Origin of the sequence: Nocardia sp. NPDC051756 (genome assembly GCF_040681495.1) — a bacterium.
Classification (GTDB): Bacteria; Actinomycetota; Actinomycetes; order Mycobacteriales; family Mycobacteriaceae; genus Nocardia.
The window spans coordinates 272,502-289,253 of sequence record NZ_JBFAYV010000007.1; the positions used below are offsets into that span (position 1 = coordinate 272,502).

Below are 16,752 nucleotides of genomic sequence, written 5' to 3' on the forward strand. Positions count from 1 at the left end.
GGTGGCGAGCGGGGCGGGCGAGCGCGTTTCGGGGCATCACGCAGTTTCTGATCCGTGCGGCTTGGGCTGCCGCGGTCCGCGGGCGGCGATCACCACCCCGACTCCGACGATTCCGGCTCCCACGAAACGCACGAACGAACCTTCCGAGACGCCGAGCGCCATTCCGGTGAGCAACGCGCAGACGGGCACCACACCGGCGAACGCGCCGGCGGTCTCGACGGGGATTCGGTCCAGCGCCGCGTACCAGAGGAGGAACGCGCCCGCCGAGGCGACGACGGCCAGGTAGCCGATTGCCGCCGATTCCGACAGCGTGGGCAGGCGCAAGGTCGGCAGGTCGATCACCAGCGCGACGATTCCGCAGAGGACCGCGCCTGCCGTCGCGGCGTAGGTGGCGGTGGCCTTCGCGCCGATCTCGCGCACGAGCGGGATGGCAACGAGGGAGAACGCGCATTCACCGGCGAGCGCACCGGCAGCGAGCAGCAGTCCGACCGGGTCGTCGGCGGAACCGGACCATTGCACGACGATCGCGCCGGTCGTCACGATTCCGGCGGCGACCACCGCTCGCACCGACGGCGAGCGGCGGGCCATGAGCGGGCCGAACATGGCCAGCACCACCGGCACCGCACCGACGACCGCGCCGACCACCCCCGCGTCGACCCGTTGCAGGGCCAGCACCAGGCAGATGTTGAAGCCGGCCAGGCCGGTCGCGCCCAGCACGCCGATTCGGACGAGTTGCGGCCTCGTGACCCGGGGAAGCTGCCGCCGGAACCACAGGAACATGAGCGCCGCGGCGATGCCGTATCTGACCGCTTGCCCGGTCATGATGGGAAACGTGGTCAGTGCCGTCGTCGCGGCGATCGCGGAACCGACCGCCACGCTGGAGCCCAGGGCGAGCAGGCCGCCGGACCAGACGCCGGAACGCTGCTCGGTGCCCCGGATTACGCTGAGGCTCATTCGATTTCGCTCGCTTCGACCGGACGCAGCGCGGTCACCGGGCAGCTCTGGGCGCAGTCGGACAGCACCGTGCCGCGATGTTCACAGGCGTCTGGGTGACGGGATCGGATCTCCGCCAACCGCTCCGGCCGGAGCACGTCCTGGACCACCGAGGGATGACATTGACCGCGGGTGAACAAGAAGCCATCGCAGTGGTGCGCCTGCTGATAGGACGGTGCCGCCTGCAAGGTCTGATGCAGGCGGTGGATTCGGTAGTGCGGCACCGCCGGGTACAGGTGATGGGCCAGGTGCCAGTTGGAATTGTGCGGTGCGAGAAATTGGCGAACCAGCCAGGACGCATCCCAACTGCGCGTCGCCTGCCAAGGATTGTCTGAGCGCAGACCGGCGTGATCGGCGATATCGCTCCAGTACCGCAGCACTTGATAGAAGGTGGCATACGGCACCACCCAGAGGAGCAGGAAGTCGAGACCGAAACCGGTCAGTACAAAACCTGCGGACACAATCACCAGGAAGAGAATCCGAAGGCGGGTCTCCTTACGGTCCTCGTCCCGCCCGATAAGATCCGCGGTCACCTGAAATGGCACGTGCGCCAGCAATAGCGGCTTGATCAAGTGCCGGCGGACGAATTGTTTCATGTCACGCGGATTCACCAATCCGAGGCGCATATAGCCGAGCAATTTCGGATCACGGCGATCGTCCCACAGGTGACGATGGTGTTCGCAATGCGCGCAGGTGTACGACGACAGCCCGGAGAAAACCGGCCAGGCGATGAAGACTCGACCAAGCCACTTGTTGAGCGGCCCATGCCGAGTCAGCTTCAGATGACTGGCCTCGTGCATCAGGCTACGCAGCGCGCGCTGCCTACCGCCCACGACGAGCACGCCGAGCACGTACACGACAGGTTGATAGTCGCAGCTCACGACGGCGACGGCCACACCGACGATGACCAGCCAGTCGACGAACAGGTCGAGCGGACCGTGCCAGTTGTCCCTGCTGTTGTGAATATCTTTGACGGCTTCCTTGACCTCGGGCGAAAGTTCCCGTTTGAAACCGCCAACCGGTGGTCTCGACGCTCGACACCGCTGCTGAACCCGGTCCTTTTGTGGCATTACCGCATACACCCCGTTGAACTACCGCACGGAAACAACACATTCGGTCACCGTGACTGGACCTACCGGATCACGATGCTAGCGGCCGATTGAATGCGTGTCGCGACGTTATTTCTGGTGTGTAAAGTAATTCCGACTGGCCGGTTTTCGAGGTATCGACAATGGGAATTGTGCAAAATCCGGCATTCTACATCGAATGGCACGGCGCGGGTCTCGGATTTCAACTGGGGAAAGCGGAGGAAAGTGTCCGGAATTCCGTCGAACGCCATTCTAGCGACTGCCAGGAATTCGCGGAACAGCTGCCGCCATAGCCGGTGTGACGCAGCTCCCGACGCACAAGATGCTGGTCAACGCGGCTCGAGCTAGGCTCGGCACCGCGCTACCAGCAAGAACCCGACTCGGCCGGCGGCCACCCTCCACCGGCGAACCGGATATGAGGAGCTTTTGTGCGCGGTTTCAAAATCTATGCGGCCGGACTGAGCGCGTTAGCGCTCACCTTGCTGTCGACCACCACGGCCGGCGCCGACGTGGACGTCGTGCCGCCCCCGCCCAGCGCGAACAACTGGTCCTGCCAACCGAATGCCGCGCACCCGCGGCCGATTGTCCTGGCTCACGGCACCTTCGAGAACCGCCTGGACAACTGGTTCGCCATGTCACCGAGGCTGGTCGCGGCCGGCTACTGCGTCTACGCGCTCGACTTCGGCCGCGGCCTGGGCGGCACAGTGTCCGGCGTCGGCCCGATGCGCGCATCCGCGCAAGAGATTTCGGACTTCATCGACCGCGTGCTCGCGACAACCGGTGCGCAGCAGGTCGATATCGTCGGTCATTCCCAAGGCGGCCTGCTGCCGAGGTACTACCTGAAGAACCTCGGCGGCGCTCCGAAGGTGCACACCCTCATCGGCCTCGCGCCCGACAATCACGGCACCACTTGGGGTTTGGTCGGCGTGCCGATCACCCTGGTGCCACCGGCGACCGACCTGGTGTGCCCGTCCTGCACCGAACAACTGCCGACCTCGGACTTCATCACGCAGCTCAACAGCGGCGGCGAAACCCGACCCGGCGTCAGCTACACCGTAATCGCCTCCAAATACGACGAATTCGCGACGCCGTACACCACCGGATTCCTCAACGGCCCAGACGTCGACAACATCACCTTGCAGGACGTCTGCCCCGGGGACTTTTCCGAGCACATGGCAATGACCTCCGATCCGGTCGCAATCCAGTTGGTGCTCAACGCATTAGACCCGGAACACAAGGCACCGGTCCCCTGCGGAATCGGTGTCGGATCGGCACAGCAGTAGGCGACCGGGTTGCCTACCGAATGCAGTGTGCCGAGGCGTTAGTTATGGCAGACATTCGTGTCGGCGGAGAACAGCAACAGTGACGTGACCGCCTGCGGTGCCGCGGAGTCACTCTGACGAATTCCCATGAATCCGTAGCGGTTTGCCGGATGACCGAGCACTGTCGCCGAACTCCAGTTCACCCCGAGCTTGAGGTCCGGATAGGTCGCGCGGACGTCGGCGGCCGTCGAACCCGCGGTGATCCCCTCCGGAGTGCGCGGGACGTTCTGCGGAATGATCGAGACGACTTTGCCTTCGTTGATATAGCCGCTCCATCCGGCGCGGGTGGTGAACGACCGGCAGCCGAGATCTTCGTCCGGGCCCTTGATCTCGGCGATCTTCCCGGTGTTCCTGGCCTGCGCCACGGTCATGCCCAGGTCGATTCCGTCGTAACCGACCGGACCCAGGACCGCGTCCTGCTCCGCGGCCAGCCGCGTGACGGCGGTGGGAGCCGCCGCAGCGGCAGCCGACGCCGGCCCGGCAACCGTCGCGGGTTCAGTCGAGCAGCCCGCGACGACCGCCATCATGACGCCGGCCGTCGCGCCCAGTCGGATAGTGCGTTGCCACGAAAACACGGATCGTCCTCACCAAGTTCGTACCGTTTTGCCACGGATTGACCAGGTGATGCTAAGCGGCCGCCGAGTCCGAGCGCGAGCCCCGAAAATCCGGTGCAGGCTAACCGGGCAACTGGAAATCGGCCTTGAATCGCGGCCCCGGCGACAGCCCGCGCAGTACCGCGCTGATCCAAGCCACCGCGGGCGGCCATCCCGCTCCCGCGTTGACCACGTGCTCAGGCAGCGGCATCGTGTAGAACCGCAGGTCCGCGCCCCGGTTCCAATAGTCGTTCACCGCGGGCAAGACCACGGACGCGGGGATCAGCTCGTCCCAGATCCCGTGGAACCAGAAGATCGGGCTGTCCGGAATGTGCTGCCCCAGGCTCTGTTCCTGCAACACCTGCATGACGCCCGGCGCGTTCTCCAACGTCATACCGGGATTGAAATAGTCGCTGATCGGCCGGTACATGCCGGACAGCGCCACGGTGTAGACGCAGCGGCTCTGCATATCCGCCAGAATCGCCTGCCCCTCCTTGGTCAGCAGCTTCGTCGCATCGAACTGCTCGGGGAACTCGCGCGACAACCCGGCGAAACCGAGCCACATGGTGAAGTTGCTGATCCCGGTGAGCCCCGGTTGTTGCTGGGTCGCATACCGCGCCTGCAAGCGCAGGTCGCCGGGCGTCCCACCGATTGCGGTGCCGAGCAATCTGACGTCGGGAGCGTAACTTTCGCGCATCTCGGCCGCGCGGATCGACCCCGAACCGCCACCGGAGTAGCCGTACATGCCGATCCCGGAATCCGTAAGTCCCAGCGACGCATCATTTTTCATGGCGCGCAGACTGTCCAACACCATCTTGCCCTCGTCGAAGGTGTTGAAAGTGTTGAACTTACCGTCGAAGTCGGGCACGTTGATCGCGAAGCCCTGCGCCAGCCAGCCCACCGCCAGCGCGGCTTCCTTCATGGTGCCGACCTGCAACGTATAGGACGGGTTGCACGCGGAGTTGGTCGAATCGATCGCCTCCTGGAACGAGACCACGGGCCGCGGGCCGCCGGTCCAGGGAATGCCCGGAGTGATCACCGAGGTCGCGGTGGCGATCGGATTGTCGTGAATGTCGTTGCTGCGGAACAACAGTTGCTTGGTGTCGACCGGGAACGGGATGCCGAGGATCCGGGTCTGCACAGTGCGCGATCGAATGATCTGCCCCGGCGCGTAGGACGCCAGATCGTCCGGGTCGGCGTACCACGGATCCTCCGCGGGCACCGGGATGGGCAGCAGGTCGTAGATCTGCGGCTCGGCGGGCAACTGCGGCAACTGATTCTGATCCGGAGGGAACGCCGGATACGGATCGCCGGCCGCGATACCGGCGCTGGACACGGCCAGGCAGAGTGCCGTCAGTGGCACCGCCGCCCAGGTGAATCGCTCCCCGAACATGCACCCTCATCTCGTCAACTGTGATCGGCGTCATGCGACGACCGAGCTGGTGTCAGTACACCCCGCGCCCGACCCGCTCGCTATCGACAAACAGACAGACTCCTGTCCCGGACAGTTGTGCACATCCATAGAATTCGGCCGCACGAGCGCGAATCAGGCCGAAAACGCCTTCTCTTCCAGTAGTTGTGCGGTCCGCGCGGCCGACAAGGTCATCGCCTCCGTCGGGCGCTGCGGGTCGTATCCGGTGAGTTCGGCGATCCGGGTCAGTCGATAGGTGATGGTGTTGCGGTGCACGAACAGCAGGCGTGCCGCGGCGTTCTGGTTGCACTCGTTCGCGAAGAACACGCCGAGCGTCTCCGCCAGCACCGGTTGATCCGCGAGCGGCTCCAGCACCGAGGCCAGCTCCTTGCGCACCGATCCGTCGACCGCCACCGCGTACTCCAGCCGCAGGTCCTGCCGACGGCAGATCACCTCGTTGCGGGACAGGCAGCGGCCGAGTTCGGCGACGACCCGCGCCTCCGCGAAGGACGCCGGGATGGCCGCGCGGGTCGCTGCGGGCGATACCCCGATCCACAGCAAAGGCGCTGCGCCCGTGCCGATTCCGGGTGCCAGACGGCTCGACAGATTCTCGATGACCGCCGTGCTGTCGTCGCCCGAATCGATCGGGATCAGGGCCGTCCAGCCACGAATATCGCGGCGCAGGAAGGCGCCCGGGAGGTCGTGGATCCGGTGTCGCAGATCGGTCAGCGTGCCGGGGCCGGGGTCTCCTGGGCGGATCACCGCGACCACGAACGCGTCCGCGACCGGCACCGCCGGATCGTCGAGCCAATCGCCCGGATCCCGCCCGGCCAGCAGGGCGTCGACGATCCCGCGCCGGCGTTCGAGCTCGTCCGACGGCCGGCGTCGGGCATCTTCGACACAGGCCATCGCGATGCGGGCGGTCATGAGGGACAGGTATTCCGAGAGTGGCCTGCCGATCTCGGCGAGCGCCGCCCGGGCGGCCGGCGATGCCGTGCTCGGCAGCTGGGACCAGAGGAAATCGACGCCGGCCCGATAGTTGCCCAGCACCTCGTCCAGCGGCATCCCGTCGTGCAGCAGCGACACGGCGCGGTCGACCAGCGGGCGGGTGTCGTCCTCGGTCGGCTGGTTGCCGTCCAGCCAGAACCGGAAGAACAGTCGCACATTCAGCTCGGCGGCCGGCACGAAGTCCGCGTCGACCAGCGAGCTGGGCAGCACGTCGTAGATCGGTGATTGGGTGGAGAAGCCGCCGACCAACGCGATCGCATCCGCGAGCAACCGCTCGATGGTGCTGACCCGGCGGGTCGTGCGGTCGAACGCGGCCACGGTGCCCGCTCTGGTCACGGCAACTCCCAACGACGATGTTTGGTACCGCCCGGCCGTTCGAGGTTCAATGAACCCGGTACCGCCGGTAACGCCAATTTAGCAGACCTTCAGTCGCGGCTGCCGGATTCCTCGCCGTCAAGGCATCACCCAGGTCAGAACCTTTCGAGCTCGTAGAGCCGGGTCCCGGCGGAATCGTAGACGAGGGCGTGGTCGGCGCTGGTGAACTCGACTTTGTAGCTGGCGCGGTTGACGCTCTGGGTGACCACGAGGGTGTAGCGGCCGGTGGCGTCGGGTTTGCCGGAGAGCACGCAGGTCGACGGGCCGCCGATGTCGAGGGGTTTGCCCTGGTGGTAGTAGAGGCCGTCGCAGGAGCCGCCGCTGCCGTTGAATGTCTTCGTGCCCGTTCCGTCCGAGGCCGACCAGGTGCCGACCATGGCCGAGGCGTCGACGCGCGGGTTGGCCTTCGGCGCGGGTTCGGGGCTCGGGGCAACGGCCGTCGTCACGTCGCCGGTCGCCGGCTCAGCAGCCGTGGGCGGCCCCTTTCCGGCGAGCTGCCCGACCAGCAACCCCGCCAGAATCACTACGACGACCACCGCGATCACTGCGATCGCCGGATGCTGCCGGGCATAGTTGACGATCTTGCTTTCGTTCCTGATATCGACCGAGCCGCCACCGGAGTCGATCGAGCCGAACGAGACTCCGGCGAACTGCTGCGTGCTCAGCACGGGTGGTGCGCCCCCGGGCCCGGCCGCCGCCTCTACCAGCGCCGCGGCGAACATCGGATCGGAATCCGCGGCCGCGCCGAGCGTGCGTTCGGCGTCGGCGCGGGTTTCCGGCGAGACCACCCCGGTGCGCCCTTCGGCGATCAACCGGGCGAGCGTCTGGTCGGTCCCGAGCTTCGCGGCGACCACGTTCCACACGCGATCGACCGCGAGATCCAGCGCCTGATCGGTGAGACCGTTGACCCGCATGCCTACTCGGCGAGCCTTACCCAGCGACCACGCGATGAGCAGTCCGATGACGACATCCATCCCTATCGGCCGCTCTCGTCATCGTCACCACGAAACCCGCACGGCGTGCGGTCCGGGTGGTTGCGCTTGTGGGTGTCCTCGGTCCAGACGCTGATCGCGCCCCAGATCACGATCGCACCGATCGCCAGCGTGACCAGCACGACCACGATATCCATCGAAAGTCACGCTCCCCGTGCGGAATTCGAGATCTGCGCGGGCGGACTCGCGGCAACCCGATCAGGGGAACGTTGCGTCCCGAAACAAAAGAAGGAGTTCGCATCCTTGCGTGGTCTGACCATCCTGCAATGCTCACCCCCGTGCGGCGGGCGGGGTATCCACTGAACGTCCGACAGACGCTGCGTCGGCTCGTAAATAGCTGATCTACCGGCAGCCGATCACAGATTCCCCACTTTCACAGCTGCCGACTGCGGATTTCCAGGAGAATCCGTGTTTGATCTTGCGGAAACCGGGGAATTGCCCGCCTGTAGCTGATCGACCGCGCCTGTACTCGAGCGCGACCTCATCTTTTGCGGCTCGCGCATCGCACTGACGAATCGAGGAGATCATGCCTGAACTGTTGGATATCCATCGAGGAAAGACCCGCCGTCGCACAACCCTCGCGGTCAACGCGGTGGCTCTACTCGCCTCCGGGCTACTGGCCACGGCGCCGGCCGCGGTGGCGGATCCGTCCGCGGAGGCCACCAATGCGATCGACGCGCACTACAACGAATTCGGCGGGGCCGGATCGTTCCTCGGTGCCCCGCTCGGCCCGGCCACCGAGGTGGCCGGCGGTGCCGAACGCGCCTACCAGGGCGGCGTCATCTACTTCTCGCCGGATACCGGGGCGAAGGCGGTGTACGGCGAGATTCTGGTGAAGTACAAGTCGCTCGGCGGGCCGAGCGGACCGCTGCGCTTCCCCACCAACGACGAGACCGGCGCGGGCGACGGCGTCGGCCGCTTCAACGACTTCTCCGAGTCCGGCGGTGCCGCGATCTACTGGAAGCCGGAGCTGGGCGCCTGGACGATCAAGGGCAAGGTGCTCGACGCGTGGCGTGAAAGTGGCGGAATCACCGGGCCTTTCGGTTACCCACGCTCGGACATGACCGTCGACAACGGTGTCGCGACCGCGAACTTCGAGGGCCCGGCGGGCACCGAGATCAAGTGGTCCGACAGCGAGGGACTGGCGACCATGCCGCCAGAGCTAGCCGCGACCCTGCCGGGGTTCCGGGCGAACGCGCATGATGTCGCGGTGCCGAATCCGGTGCCGAACCCGGACAACGAGGCCACCGACGATTCCAGCGGTTCGGGCATCAACCGGTGGTGGGGCATCCCGATCGGCTTGGCCATCACGGCCGTCGTCGGCGGGTTGCTCGCGATGATCGGCCGTCGCCGGTCGGGCCCGACCCACTCGACCCGGGGGCCGGTCACGCCGACCACCCGCACGTCGGCGACCACGACGGGTAATCGGCAGGGCGTCGTGCCGCCGCGCGGTGACGCCACCGCCGCCTCGGCCGCTGCCGCGCAGCGCGGTTCCGCGACGGTCGCGGGCGCGCACGACATGCATCGCGACGCACCGCGCACCCGCGGCTAGACAACTGACGACCACTCGAAAGGAACGACAATGGAATGGCTATTGGGCGTACTAGGTGGACTGGTCGGCGGGAACATGGCCGGTGCGGGCAAGGGCTTCGGCCTGGTCGGAAATAGCGCGGCGGGCGCGGTCGGCGGCGGTGTCACCGGCGCGATCATCCAGGCGGCGACCGGCTCGGGCCTGGATCTCGGGCAGGTCATCGGCCAGGTGGCCGGCGGCGGCGTGGTCGGCGCGGTGCTGACCGCGGTGATCGCCATGTTCGCGAAGAATCGCGATCAGGAGACGGTCAACCGGTAGATTTCGTTCCGGCACAACGAATCCCGGCGGTGCGCCCTCTCGTGGAGGGTGCGCCGCCGGGAATCGTTCAGGCGTCGAACGTTATTCGTGCAGGCTGGATTGCAGCCGGTCGAATTCCGCCTTGGTCATCTCCTCCGGAGACCGTTCCGGCAGCTGCCGGGATTCGACACCGACCGGTCCGACGTTGCCCCCGTCGAATACCACTGAGGCCCAATTGTTCTGGGCTTGCAGGGTGTTGTAGTTCCGGTCGTTGTTGACACTGGTCCGCACCGTGCCGGTCTGGATGGAGCCGTTGCAGTTCCAGTCGATCGGCTGATCGGCCGATCCGGTGGTGCGCCTGCGGGTGTTGTCCGGGCAGAAGTACTCCGTCCGCCACCCTGCGGCCACGGCCCCGAGCCCCTGCCGCTCCTGCAACGAATTCTCGTTCAGGGCAGGAGGATTCACGCTCGAGTAACCGAAGTTCGCCGTGCCGTCCACCTTCGGGACACCGCCGAACTGGAAGCTGTAGTTCATCACGCTCAGGTAGTTCGGCTTGTAGTTGACGTGGTCGGTGCCACCGTGCTTCAGGCCGAGGTTGTGCCCCAGTTCGTGGATGAACGTGCCGACATTGCCATTGTCGCCCGGATTCCAGTTGCACTGCGGGCCGAGCGCGACGATGAAGGTGTCCGCCGGAATGCCCAGCGAAATGCCGCTGCTGCATCCGTTGTCGTAGGAGTCCGCCCAGATCATGTAGTGGAAAATGCGTGAACGGGCCGAGGCGAAGTTGGTTCGCTTGATCGCCGCGACCTGATCGTCCACCGGCGACAGGTTGCTGTCGTAGGGCACCTGATTGCCGCCGCCGAGATCATATTTGGCGCCTCTGGCGTTGCCCGCGTCCAGATGGATGGTGATCCCGTTGCGGCCGTCCGGGTTGGTCACCGGGGAATCGGCGAATACCCCGACGACCCGGTCGAGCGCCGCGGCGGTCGGCAGTCGCCCGTTCATGTAGTCCATCTCGACGAACAGGTCCTTGTGCTTCGGATTCGCGCCCATCTTGGGCAGATCGACGTCGATCTTGCCGTCGCCGTTGGCGTCGTATCCGTTCGTTTCCCACACGTCGGACAATCCGTCACCGTCGGTGTCGACCGCCGCGGCCTCGGGTTGGGCCACGGCAGTCGCCGGGGTGAGAAACGCCCCCAGCCCGGTCAGTAGCGCGAATGAAGCGATCAGAGTTTTTCTGTAAGGCGACACCTCGGACTCCTTCCGGATCGCATGGGGGACGATCCTGTAATTCGGACACACCGAACTTGCGATGGTTATTCGATTTCCGAAGTGACCTCCGGATTATTGCGCAGCGTCAGCTATTTCCAGTCCACCTGCGGTGAGCGATAGAAATTGATGCCCTGCGCGGTCCAGATCGGGCCCTGCTTGGCCAGCCGCGCCCGATACCTGTCCCAGTTGTGCGTCGCCTGCGGCGACCAGCCGATCTCGGCGATCCCCGCGAGCCGAGGGAAGGCCATGTATTCGATATCGGCGCTGGTCCGCAGGGTCTCCGACCACAGCGGCGCCTCGACGCCGGCCAGCTGGTTCTCCGTCACGCCCTGCAGGAAGGTGGCCGGATCCCAGTTGTAGGAGTCCTGCACCTCGACGTAGCCGGCCCAGTGCAGGCCGAGCGGTGAATCCTTGTTGTACTGCATATCCAGGTACGCCTTGTTGGCCGGCGACATCAGGATCTTGTTGCCGCGCTTGGCCGCGGCCACCACATCGGCATTGGTGTTGGCGGTGTCCCAGTACTGCGGGACGGCCGACGTGGGCGGGTTGGTCACGACGATGTTGTGCCAGCCGGTCGCCTTCTTGTCGTAGGTGGCCAGCATCGGCGTCACCTTCTGGTAGAAGGTCTTGTAGTCGGCCGGCGAGGTCGAATGCGCCTCGTCGCCACCGATATTGATGTACTTGCCGGGGGTGATCGCCGACAGTTCGCGAATGACGTCCTCGACGAACTTGTAGGTGATCGGGCTGCCGATGCACAGCGAGCTGTAGCCGACCTCGATGTCCGTGCGCGGCGGCACGGGCTTTCCGTCGCAATTCAATTCGCCGTACGACGCCTGCGCGGCATTGGTGTGGCCGGGCATATCGACCTCGGGAACGATCGTAATATGCCGGGACGCAGCGTATTTGACGATGTCTTTGTACTGCTCCTGGGTGTAGTAGCCACCCGGGTCACCGCCGACCGCGGTCAGGCCGCCGATCTCGGCCAGCTTCGGCCAGCTCTTGATCTCGATGCGCCAGCCCTGATCGTCGGTGAGGTGCAGGTGCAGGGTGTTCACCTTGTACTGCGCGATCTGGTCGATATAGCGCTTGACCTGGTCGGGCTTGAAGAAGTGGCGGGCCACGTCGAGCATCGCGCTGCGCTGCTTGAAGCGCGGGTAGTCGACTACCTTGCCGCCCGAGACAAGCCAATCTTGTTTCTGCACTGAGGTTTTGTTGATCGCCGCCGGGAACAGCTGGCGCAGCGACTGCACACCGCCGAACAATCCGTCGGTGGTGTTGGCCTTCAGGGTGACCCCGGACTTGGCCACGGTGAGCTGGTAGCCCTGATCGCCGACCCGGTTACCCGCGTCGCCGAGCTCCAGGGTGATGCCCGGCTTGGCCAGGTCGTATCGATCCACCACCGGCAGCGGGAAGCCCGTGGCGGGCCGGAGCAGCCCGCCGAGGTATTCCCCGACGTCTTTCGCCTGGTGTTCGGCGCGAATCACCGTGGCGGCGGTCAGTTTGAAGTTCGCGCCGGGATCGGCCTTGGCTTCCACGGGAACCGGCACGATATCGGTGACACCGCGCTCGGTTGTTTGCGGGTTATCGGCGGCGTAACCGGATTGGCCCGGTAACACCAGCGTGGTCAAAGCCACGGCGGCGCCGAATGCCAAGGGGTATAGAAACTTTCGCATAGCGTACCTCCGGTACAACTTTAGGGGGCATCCAGAAGTATGGATCAGCGTGCAAGATATGAGTGGGGACCTTCTCAACTGGGGATATGCGGTTATTTACCGATCACTCGCTCCTGGACCGGACATGAACTTCTCGAATTCCCCACTTCTACTGGGGATCTCGAGCGGGTTCTCTCGTGTCATGCTTGCGCCGGTTGTTCGGAACTTGACGGCTGGTGGTTGGTCGTTGTGCTGTGACATCCACTCGTACAACAGGTCTCACGCTCGCCCGCGCGCCCATCGGCGGTCGATCGGTGAGAAATAGATGTCGCGGTGGACAGTTCGTCGGCGCGATATCGAAAAACGTGGCGATACCGTGCAGTTCGCCGTCGACGTCGATGAAGGATTTGGTGTGCCGATGCGAATCTCCGGTCCTATTACCGCATCCGCGCTCGTATTCGCCGGATTGTTGATTTCCGGTTCGGTCGCGAGTAAACACGTGCCCGATGGGGTCCTGGCGTCTGCGATCACGCCCAATGATCAAGTGGCCGATCAATCGGTCACCGTGGTGCCGACTTCCAGCGAATCGCTACGGCTGCAAGCAGATCCGCCGAGCGATCCGGGGCCGGACCCGACCGTCCCACTGCACGATGTCGGGTTGCCCAATGTGCCGACTCGGGGCATTCCGGAGGTCGCGCTCGCCGCTTATCGCAATGCCGAGCTGTCCTTACAGGCGTCGACGCCGAATTGCGGGATGCCGTGGCACCTGCTGGCCGGCATCGGGAAGATCGAGTCCAACCACGCGGGTAACGGGCGCACCGACGCCGACGGGACCACCCGCGGCATCATCTACGGTCCGGCGCTGGACGGCACCTTGCCCGGCAACGAGATCATCAAGGCCGCCGACGGCAACTACGTGCGCGCCGTCGGCCCGATGCAGTTCCTGCCCGGTACATGGACGTTGTACGCCGCGGATGGCAACGGCGACCGCAAGACCGACCCGAACAACATCTACGACGCCGTGCTCGGCGCCGGCAAGTACCTGTGCTCCGGCAATCTCGACATGCGCGATCCGAAGCAAGAGATACGCGCCGTGCTGCGCTACAACAATTCGCTCGACTACGCGTCGAAGGTGCTCAGCTGGTCCAACGCGTACAAGACCGGCGGCGCACCGCAACAAGGTGAACTCGCCCCCATTCCGGACAGCACCCCCAGCGGCGGCATGCCGGACGGTGCGGGTTCGAGCATGAGCGTCGGCGAGACGGCCACGATCGCCGACCCCTCCGCACCCGGAGATCCCGCCGCCCCGCCGGACGCCCCCGCACCCGACTCGACCGTCGACCCGCTACCCACAACGGACGCGCCCACCACCACGGATCCACAACGCCCCACGGGCACACTGGAACTCAAGATCCACGTGATGATCAACATCCCCGGCCGAGCACCGATCCCCTGCGGCGTCTTCTGCCCACCCCCGACCCCCACCATCCCCACGGTCCCAACCATCCCGCCAACCACACCAATTCCGACCACAACCACTCGAACCCCCACGACGACACCACAACCCAGCTCAACCACCCCTCCGCCCACCACGCCCCCAACCACCACACCAACACCGGTCCGGCCCACACCCACCCCATCAACACAGGCGCAGCCCAACCAACCGCCGATAGCGCCCGTCCCCACAACAACTGAGCAGAAGCCGGCCCAACAACCTACCGCCACAACAGCACCCAAACCACCGACCCCGACCACCCCCACAACAACGCCGAAACCACCAGCCCCCAAACCCAACCAAACCTCACCCACCACCCAGCAACCAGCCGCCCCACCCCCAACCACCCCGGCTCCGGCCCCCAAACAGCAACCGACCACACCAGTCCCAACCACCCCCGCATCCAAACAACCAGCCACACCACCTCCCGCCGCACCGGCTCCGGCTCCGGCTCCGGCTCCGGCTCCGAACCAGCCAGCCGCACCAGCTCCCGCCGCACCAGCACCAAAGCCACAACCGGCTGCACCAACCCCCACCCCCAATCAGCCGGCCGCACCAGCTCCCAAGCCGCAGCCCGCCGCACCAGCCGCCCCCACCCCCAAACCTGCCGAACCAGCACCAGCCCCCAAACAACCACCCGCAGCCCCCGCACCCCAACAGAAACCAGCCGCCCCCACCACGAAACCCGTTCCAGCCCAGCCGGCCCCCACCACCACCCGGCCCCCAGTCCCACCCGCTCCCTAGAGCTACCCCTCCGGCGAACAGCACCGCACCTGGCACGACTCCACGCCCAACAGGGCATGGCGGCGCCTCCACTCGCATTCCGCCTCAACCATGCCCCTCTGACGATCAGAGCCCCACCCGTTCGGGCACTCACTGCGGCACAGCTGGATCGATCAACCTCCCGCTGGCACCAGCGCCCGGAAATCTCCCTGCCGGCGACACCGTCACATCCGCAGCAACCGCGACCACTCCGTACCCAACGGGACGTGATGGAGCCTCTACTCGCGCTTCCCCTCAACCGTGTCCCGTGGGCGATCACGGCCCGCGGCGTTTGGGCTTTGACTGCGGCTCAGGTGGTTTGGCGGGCTTTCCACTGCCGCTTCACTACGCCCTCGACTGGCCCCACGGCGATCCACAGCAGCAATGACCACAGTCCGACGTACGGGACCGCTAGCGCGATGAGCAGGGCGAGACATACCGTTACTACCGAGATCCAGTGGACCGCGATGTCGATGGTCGTCACCTGATGCGCGTCTGCCAGGAGGTTTGCTCGATAGAGCACCAATTCCGACAATCGGCTGAGGGTCATCGCGGCGATCATCGTTCCCAGGTAGATGCCGATGGCGACGCGGTCGCCTCGATGGGAGTAGACGTCGAGGATTGTCGCGAGCGGCAACGCGACGATGCAGAGTAGCCAGAGCATGTTGAGGCGCACGAGCAGGGGTGTGTAGCCGGTCGCGCGCTCGAACAGGCGATGGTGTTCTCGCCAGAATGAGCTGATCACGACAAAGCTGACTCCGGCCGCGATGAGCCCATAGCTGTTGTCGGACAAGAACTTCGACGTCGATGTGTCCGCGACCTCTCGAGCACTGTCGACCAGCGGCAACACGATCAAGGTGATCGCGATGGCCACCACGGCATCGCTGAAGAAGATCAGCCGCTCCAGTCCCCGTTCCGTGCGGATGGGGCTGGGCGCATCGCCGGTCACTGGGTCAGTCATCGGGTGAGACTACCGAGCGCGTCGGAAATTTCGCGCCATGCGAAAACAACCGCCGCGATATTCGAATGCGCGGGCAACCGGTGCCAGCTAGCGTCCGAGTGATGACTCTCCCCCACGATGTGGCAGGCGACGGTCCACCGGTAGTTCTGCTGCATGCGGGGGTGTGTGATCGGCGGATGTGGGATCCGCAGTGGTTCGCCCTCATCGATGCCGGATATCGGTCGGTGCGCTGTGACTTCCGCGGTTTCGGCGATGCTCCGGTGCCAACTCATCTGTACAACGATGCCGAAGATGTCCTGGGGCTCTTGGACGTTCTCGACATCAGGCAGGCCGCATTCATCGCCTCCTCCTACGGCGGAAAAGTTGCCTTGGAATTCGCCGCCCGCTGGCCGCAACGCACCACTGCCCTGGCATTACTGTGCTCCGCTGCGCCCCAACACAATCCCAGCGCCGCCTTACACGCGTTCGACGCACGCGAGGACGCCCTCCTGGAGGCCGGCGATATCGAGGGGGCAGTGGAACTCAACGTAAACACTTGGCTCGGTCAGGCCGCGGACGCGAAAACGCGAGCGGCCGTGCGGCAAATGCAGCGCCGCGCCTTCGGCCTTCAACTGGCCGCCGCCGAGGCTCCTGGCCGAACCAAAACCGAATTCGACCTGTCCGCGATCACCGCACCAACACTTGCCGTCTCCGGCGAACTAGACCTGCCAGACTTCCGCCACTTCGCCGCCGAACTCCCCGCCTTGCTCCCGAACGCCCACCACCTGGAACTTCTCGGAGTAGCGCACCTGCCCAATCTCGAGCGTCCCGCCGAGACAACAGCAGCATTGACCACTTTCCTACAGCGGACTCTCGCAGCCAACTGAGCCATCTCGCCCCCACTTCACCACGCACCTAATTCGGTAATTCATCTTGTCAGATTCATCGACCGTTGCTATCTTTCAATTGTAAGCTACCCATCAGCTACATCCCCCGTCCCTTCACAGACCCAGGAACTCGC

The 16,752-nt window shown here is 65.3% G+C and carries 15 protein-coding genes; 5 read left to right on the forward strand and 10 right to left on the reverse strand.

Going from position 1 to position 16,752, the window contains the following annotated elements; translation table 11 throughout:
• Nucleotides 1-36 precede the first annotated feature (36 nt).
• Together AB0M22_RS31345 and AB0M22_RS31350 are read right to left on the reverse strand one after the other, a co-directional pair.
• Nucleotides 37-954 (reverse strand): EamA family transporter, encoded by a 918-nt coding sequence (locus AB0M22_RS31345; RefSeq protein ID WP_364734586.1) that lies wholly within the window; start codon nt 952-954, stop codon nt 37-39.
• Nucleotides 951-2,075: a fatty acid desaturase family protein gene (locus AB0M22_RS31350; protein WP_364734588.1), complete on the reverse strand. Its 1,125-nt coding sequence runs from the start codon at nt 2,073-2,075 to the stop codon at nt 951-953. Before AB0M22_RS31350 ends, AB0M22_RS31345 begins: the two co-directional genes overlap by 4 nt.
• Before the next feature lie 434 nt (nt 2,076-2,509).
• Between AB0M22_RS31350 and AB0M22_RS31355 the strand changes: the two genes are divergently transcribed.
• A complete protein-coding gene (locus AB0M22_RS31355) occupies nt 2,510-3,364 on the forward strand; it encodes an alpha/beta fold hydrolase (RefSeq protein WP_364734590.1) in 855 nt (284 codons plus the stop codon).
• A gap of 38 nt (nt 3,365-3,402) precedes the next feature.
• On the opposite strand, the gene AB0M22_RS31360 is transcribed toward AB0M22_RS31355, so the two are convergent.
• From AB0M22_RS31360 to AB0M22_RS31380, 5 genes are all read right to left on the reverse strand, one after another.
• Nucleotides 3,403-3,978, reverse strand: coding sequence for a hypothetical protein (locus AB0M22_RS31360; RefSeq protein ID WP_364734592.1), 576 nt, complete (start codon nt 3,976-3,978; stop codon nt 3,403-3,405).
• Between the two features lie 100 nt (nt 3,979-4,078).
• Complete coding sequence (locus AB0M22_RS31365) at nt 4,079-5,389, reverse strand: lipase family protein (protein ID WP_364734594.1); 1,311 nt, start codon at nt 5,387-5,389, stop codon at nt 4,079-4,081.
• 153 nt (nt 5,390-5,542) lie between these two features.
• Nucleotides 5,543-6,751 (reverse strand): helix-turn-helix domain-containing protein, encoded by a 1,209-nt coding sequence (locus AB0M22_RS31370; RefSeq protein WP_364734596.1) that lies wholly within the window; start codon nt 6,749-6,751, stop codon nt 5,543-5,545.
• 134 nt (nt 6,752-6,885) lie between these two features.
• Nucleotides 6,886-7,764 carry a hypothetical protein gene (locus AB0M22_RS31375; RefSeq protein ID WP_364734598.1) on the reverse strand — a complete coding sequence of 293 codons (879 nt, stop codon included), beginning with the start codon at nt 7,762-7,764 and terminating at the stop codon, nt 6,886-6,888.
• A gap of 2 nt (nt 7,765-7,766) precedes the next feature.
• On the reverse strand, nt 7,767-7,919 hold the full coding sequence (locus AB0M22_RS31380) for a hypothetical protein (RefSeq protein WP_364734600.1): 153 nt from the start codon (nt 7,917-7,919) through the stop codon (nt 7,767-7,769).
• A 389-nt stretch (nt 7,920-8,308) separates the two neighbouring features.
• Here AB0M22_RS31380 and AB0M22_RS31385 point away from each other — a divergent pair, with 389 nt between their 5' ends.
• Both AB0M22_RS31385 and AB0M22_RS31390 read left to right on the forward strand, forming a co-directional pair.
• Entirely contained in the window at nt 8,309-9,334 is a 1,026-nt protein-coding gene (locus AB0M22_RS31385) for a hypothetical protein (RefSeq protein WP_364734602.1), read from the forward strand.
• Between the two features lie 30 nt (nt 9,335-9,364).
• Nucleotides 9,365-9,631, forward strand: a complete 267-nt coding sequence (locus AB0M22_RS31390) for a hypothetical protein (RefSeq protein ID WP_364734604.1) — start codon at nt 9,365-9,367, stop codon at nt 9,629-9,631.
• A gap of 81 nt (nt 9,632-9,712) precedes the next feature.
• On the opposite strand, the gene AB0M22_RS31395 is transcribed toward AB0M22_RS31390, so the two are convergent.
• Nucleotides 9,713-10,861, reverse strand: coding sequence for a hypothetical protein (locus AB0M22_RS31395; RefSeq protein ID WP_364734606.1), 1,149 nt, complete (start codon nt 10,859-10,861; stop codon nt 9,713-9,715).
• A 110-nt stretch (nt 10,862-10,971) separates the two neighbouring features.
• The gene (locus AB0M22_RS31400) at nt 10,972-12,555 is read right to left on the reverse strand and encodes a family 20 glycosylhydrolase (protein WP_364734608.1); all 1,584 of its coding nucleotides are present in this window, start codon (nt 12,553-12,555) and stop codon (nt 10,972-10,974) included.
• 523 nt (nt 12,556-13,078) lie between these two features.
• On the opposite strand from AB0M22_RS31400, the gene AB0M22_RS31405 reads away from it, so the two are divergent.
• Nucleotides 13,079-14,773 carry a lytic transglycosylase domain-containing protein gene (locus AB0M22_RS31405; protein WP_364734610.1) on the forward strand — a complete coding sequence of 565 codons (1,695 nt, stop codon included), beginning with the start codon at nt 13,079-13,081 and terminating at the stop codon, nt 14,771-14,773.
• 328 nt (nt 14,774-15,101) lie between these two features.
• Here AB0M22_RS31405 and AB0M22_RS31410 read toward each other — a convergent pair whose 3' ends face one another.
• Nucleotides 15,102-15,740 (reverse strand): TMEM175 family protein, encoded by a 639-nt coding sequence (locus tag AB0M22_RS31410; protein WP_364734612.1) that lies wholly within the window; start codon nt 15,738-15,740, stop codon nt 15,102-15,104.
• Between the two features lie 113 nt (nt 15,741-15,853).
• On the opposite strand from AB0M22_RS31410, the gene AB0M22_RS31415 reads away from it, so the two are divergent.
• Nucleotides 15,854-16,618, forward strand: a complete 765-nt coding sequence (locus tag AB0M22_RS31415) for an alpha/beta fold hydrolase (RefSeq protein ID WP_364734614.1) — start codon at nt 15,854-15,856, stop codon at nt 16,616-16,618.
• The last annotated feature ends 134 nt before the right edge of the window (nt 16,619-16,752 follow it).

Bases quoted from the DNA above. Each gene is read 5' to 3' on its own strand.
- AB0M22_RS31415 (WP_364734614.1), top strand. From the start codon at position 15,854: ATGACTCTCCCCCACGATGTGGCAGGCGACGGTCCACCGGTAGTTCTG.
- AB0M22_RS31400 (WP_364734608.1), bottom strand. From the start codon at position 12,555: ATGCGAAAGTTTCTATACCCCTTGGCATTCGGCGCCGCCGTGGCTTTG.
- AB0M22_RS31390 (WP_364734604.1), top strand. From the start codon at position 9,365: ATGGAATGGCTATTGGGCGTACTAGGTGGACTGGTCGGCGGGAACATG.
- AB0M22_RS31380 (WP_364734600.1), bottom strand. From the start codon at position 7,919: ATGGATATCGTGGTCGTGCTGGTCACGCTGGCGATCGGTGCGATCGTG.
- AB0M22_RS31375 (WP_364734598.1), bottom strand. From the start codon at position 7,764: ATGGATGTCGTCATCGGACTGCTCATCGCGTGGTCGCTGGGTAAGGCT.
- AB0M22_RS31345 (WP_364734586.1), bottom strand. From the start codon at position 954: ATGAGCCTCAGCGTAATCCGGGGCACCGAGCAGCGTTCCGGCGTCTGG.
- AB0M22_RS31385 (WP_364734602.1), top strand. From the start codon at position 8,309: ATGCCTGAACTGTTGGATATCCATCGAGGAAAGACCCGCCGTCGCACA.
- AB0M22_RS31365 (WP_364734594.1), bottom strand. From the start codon at position 5,389: ATGTTCGGGGAGCGATTCACCTGGGCGGCGGTGCCACTGACGGCACTC.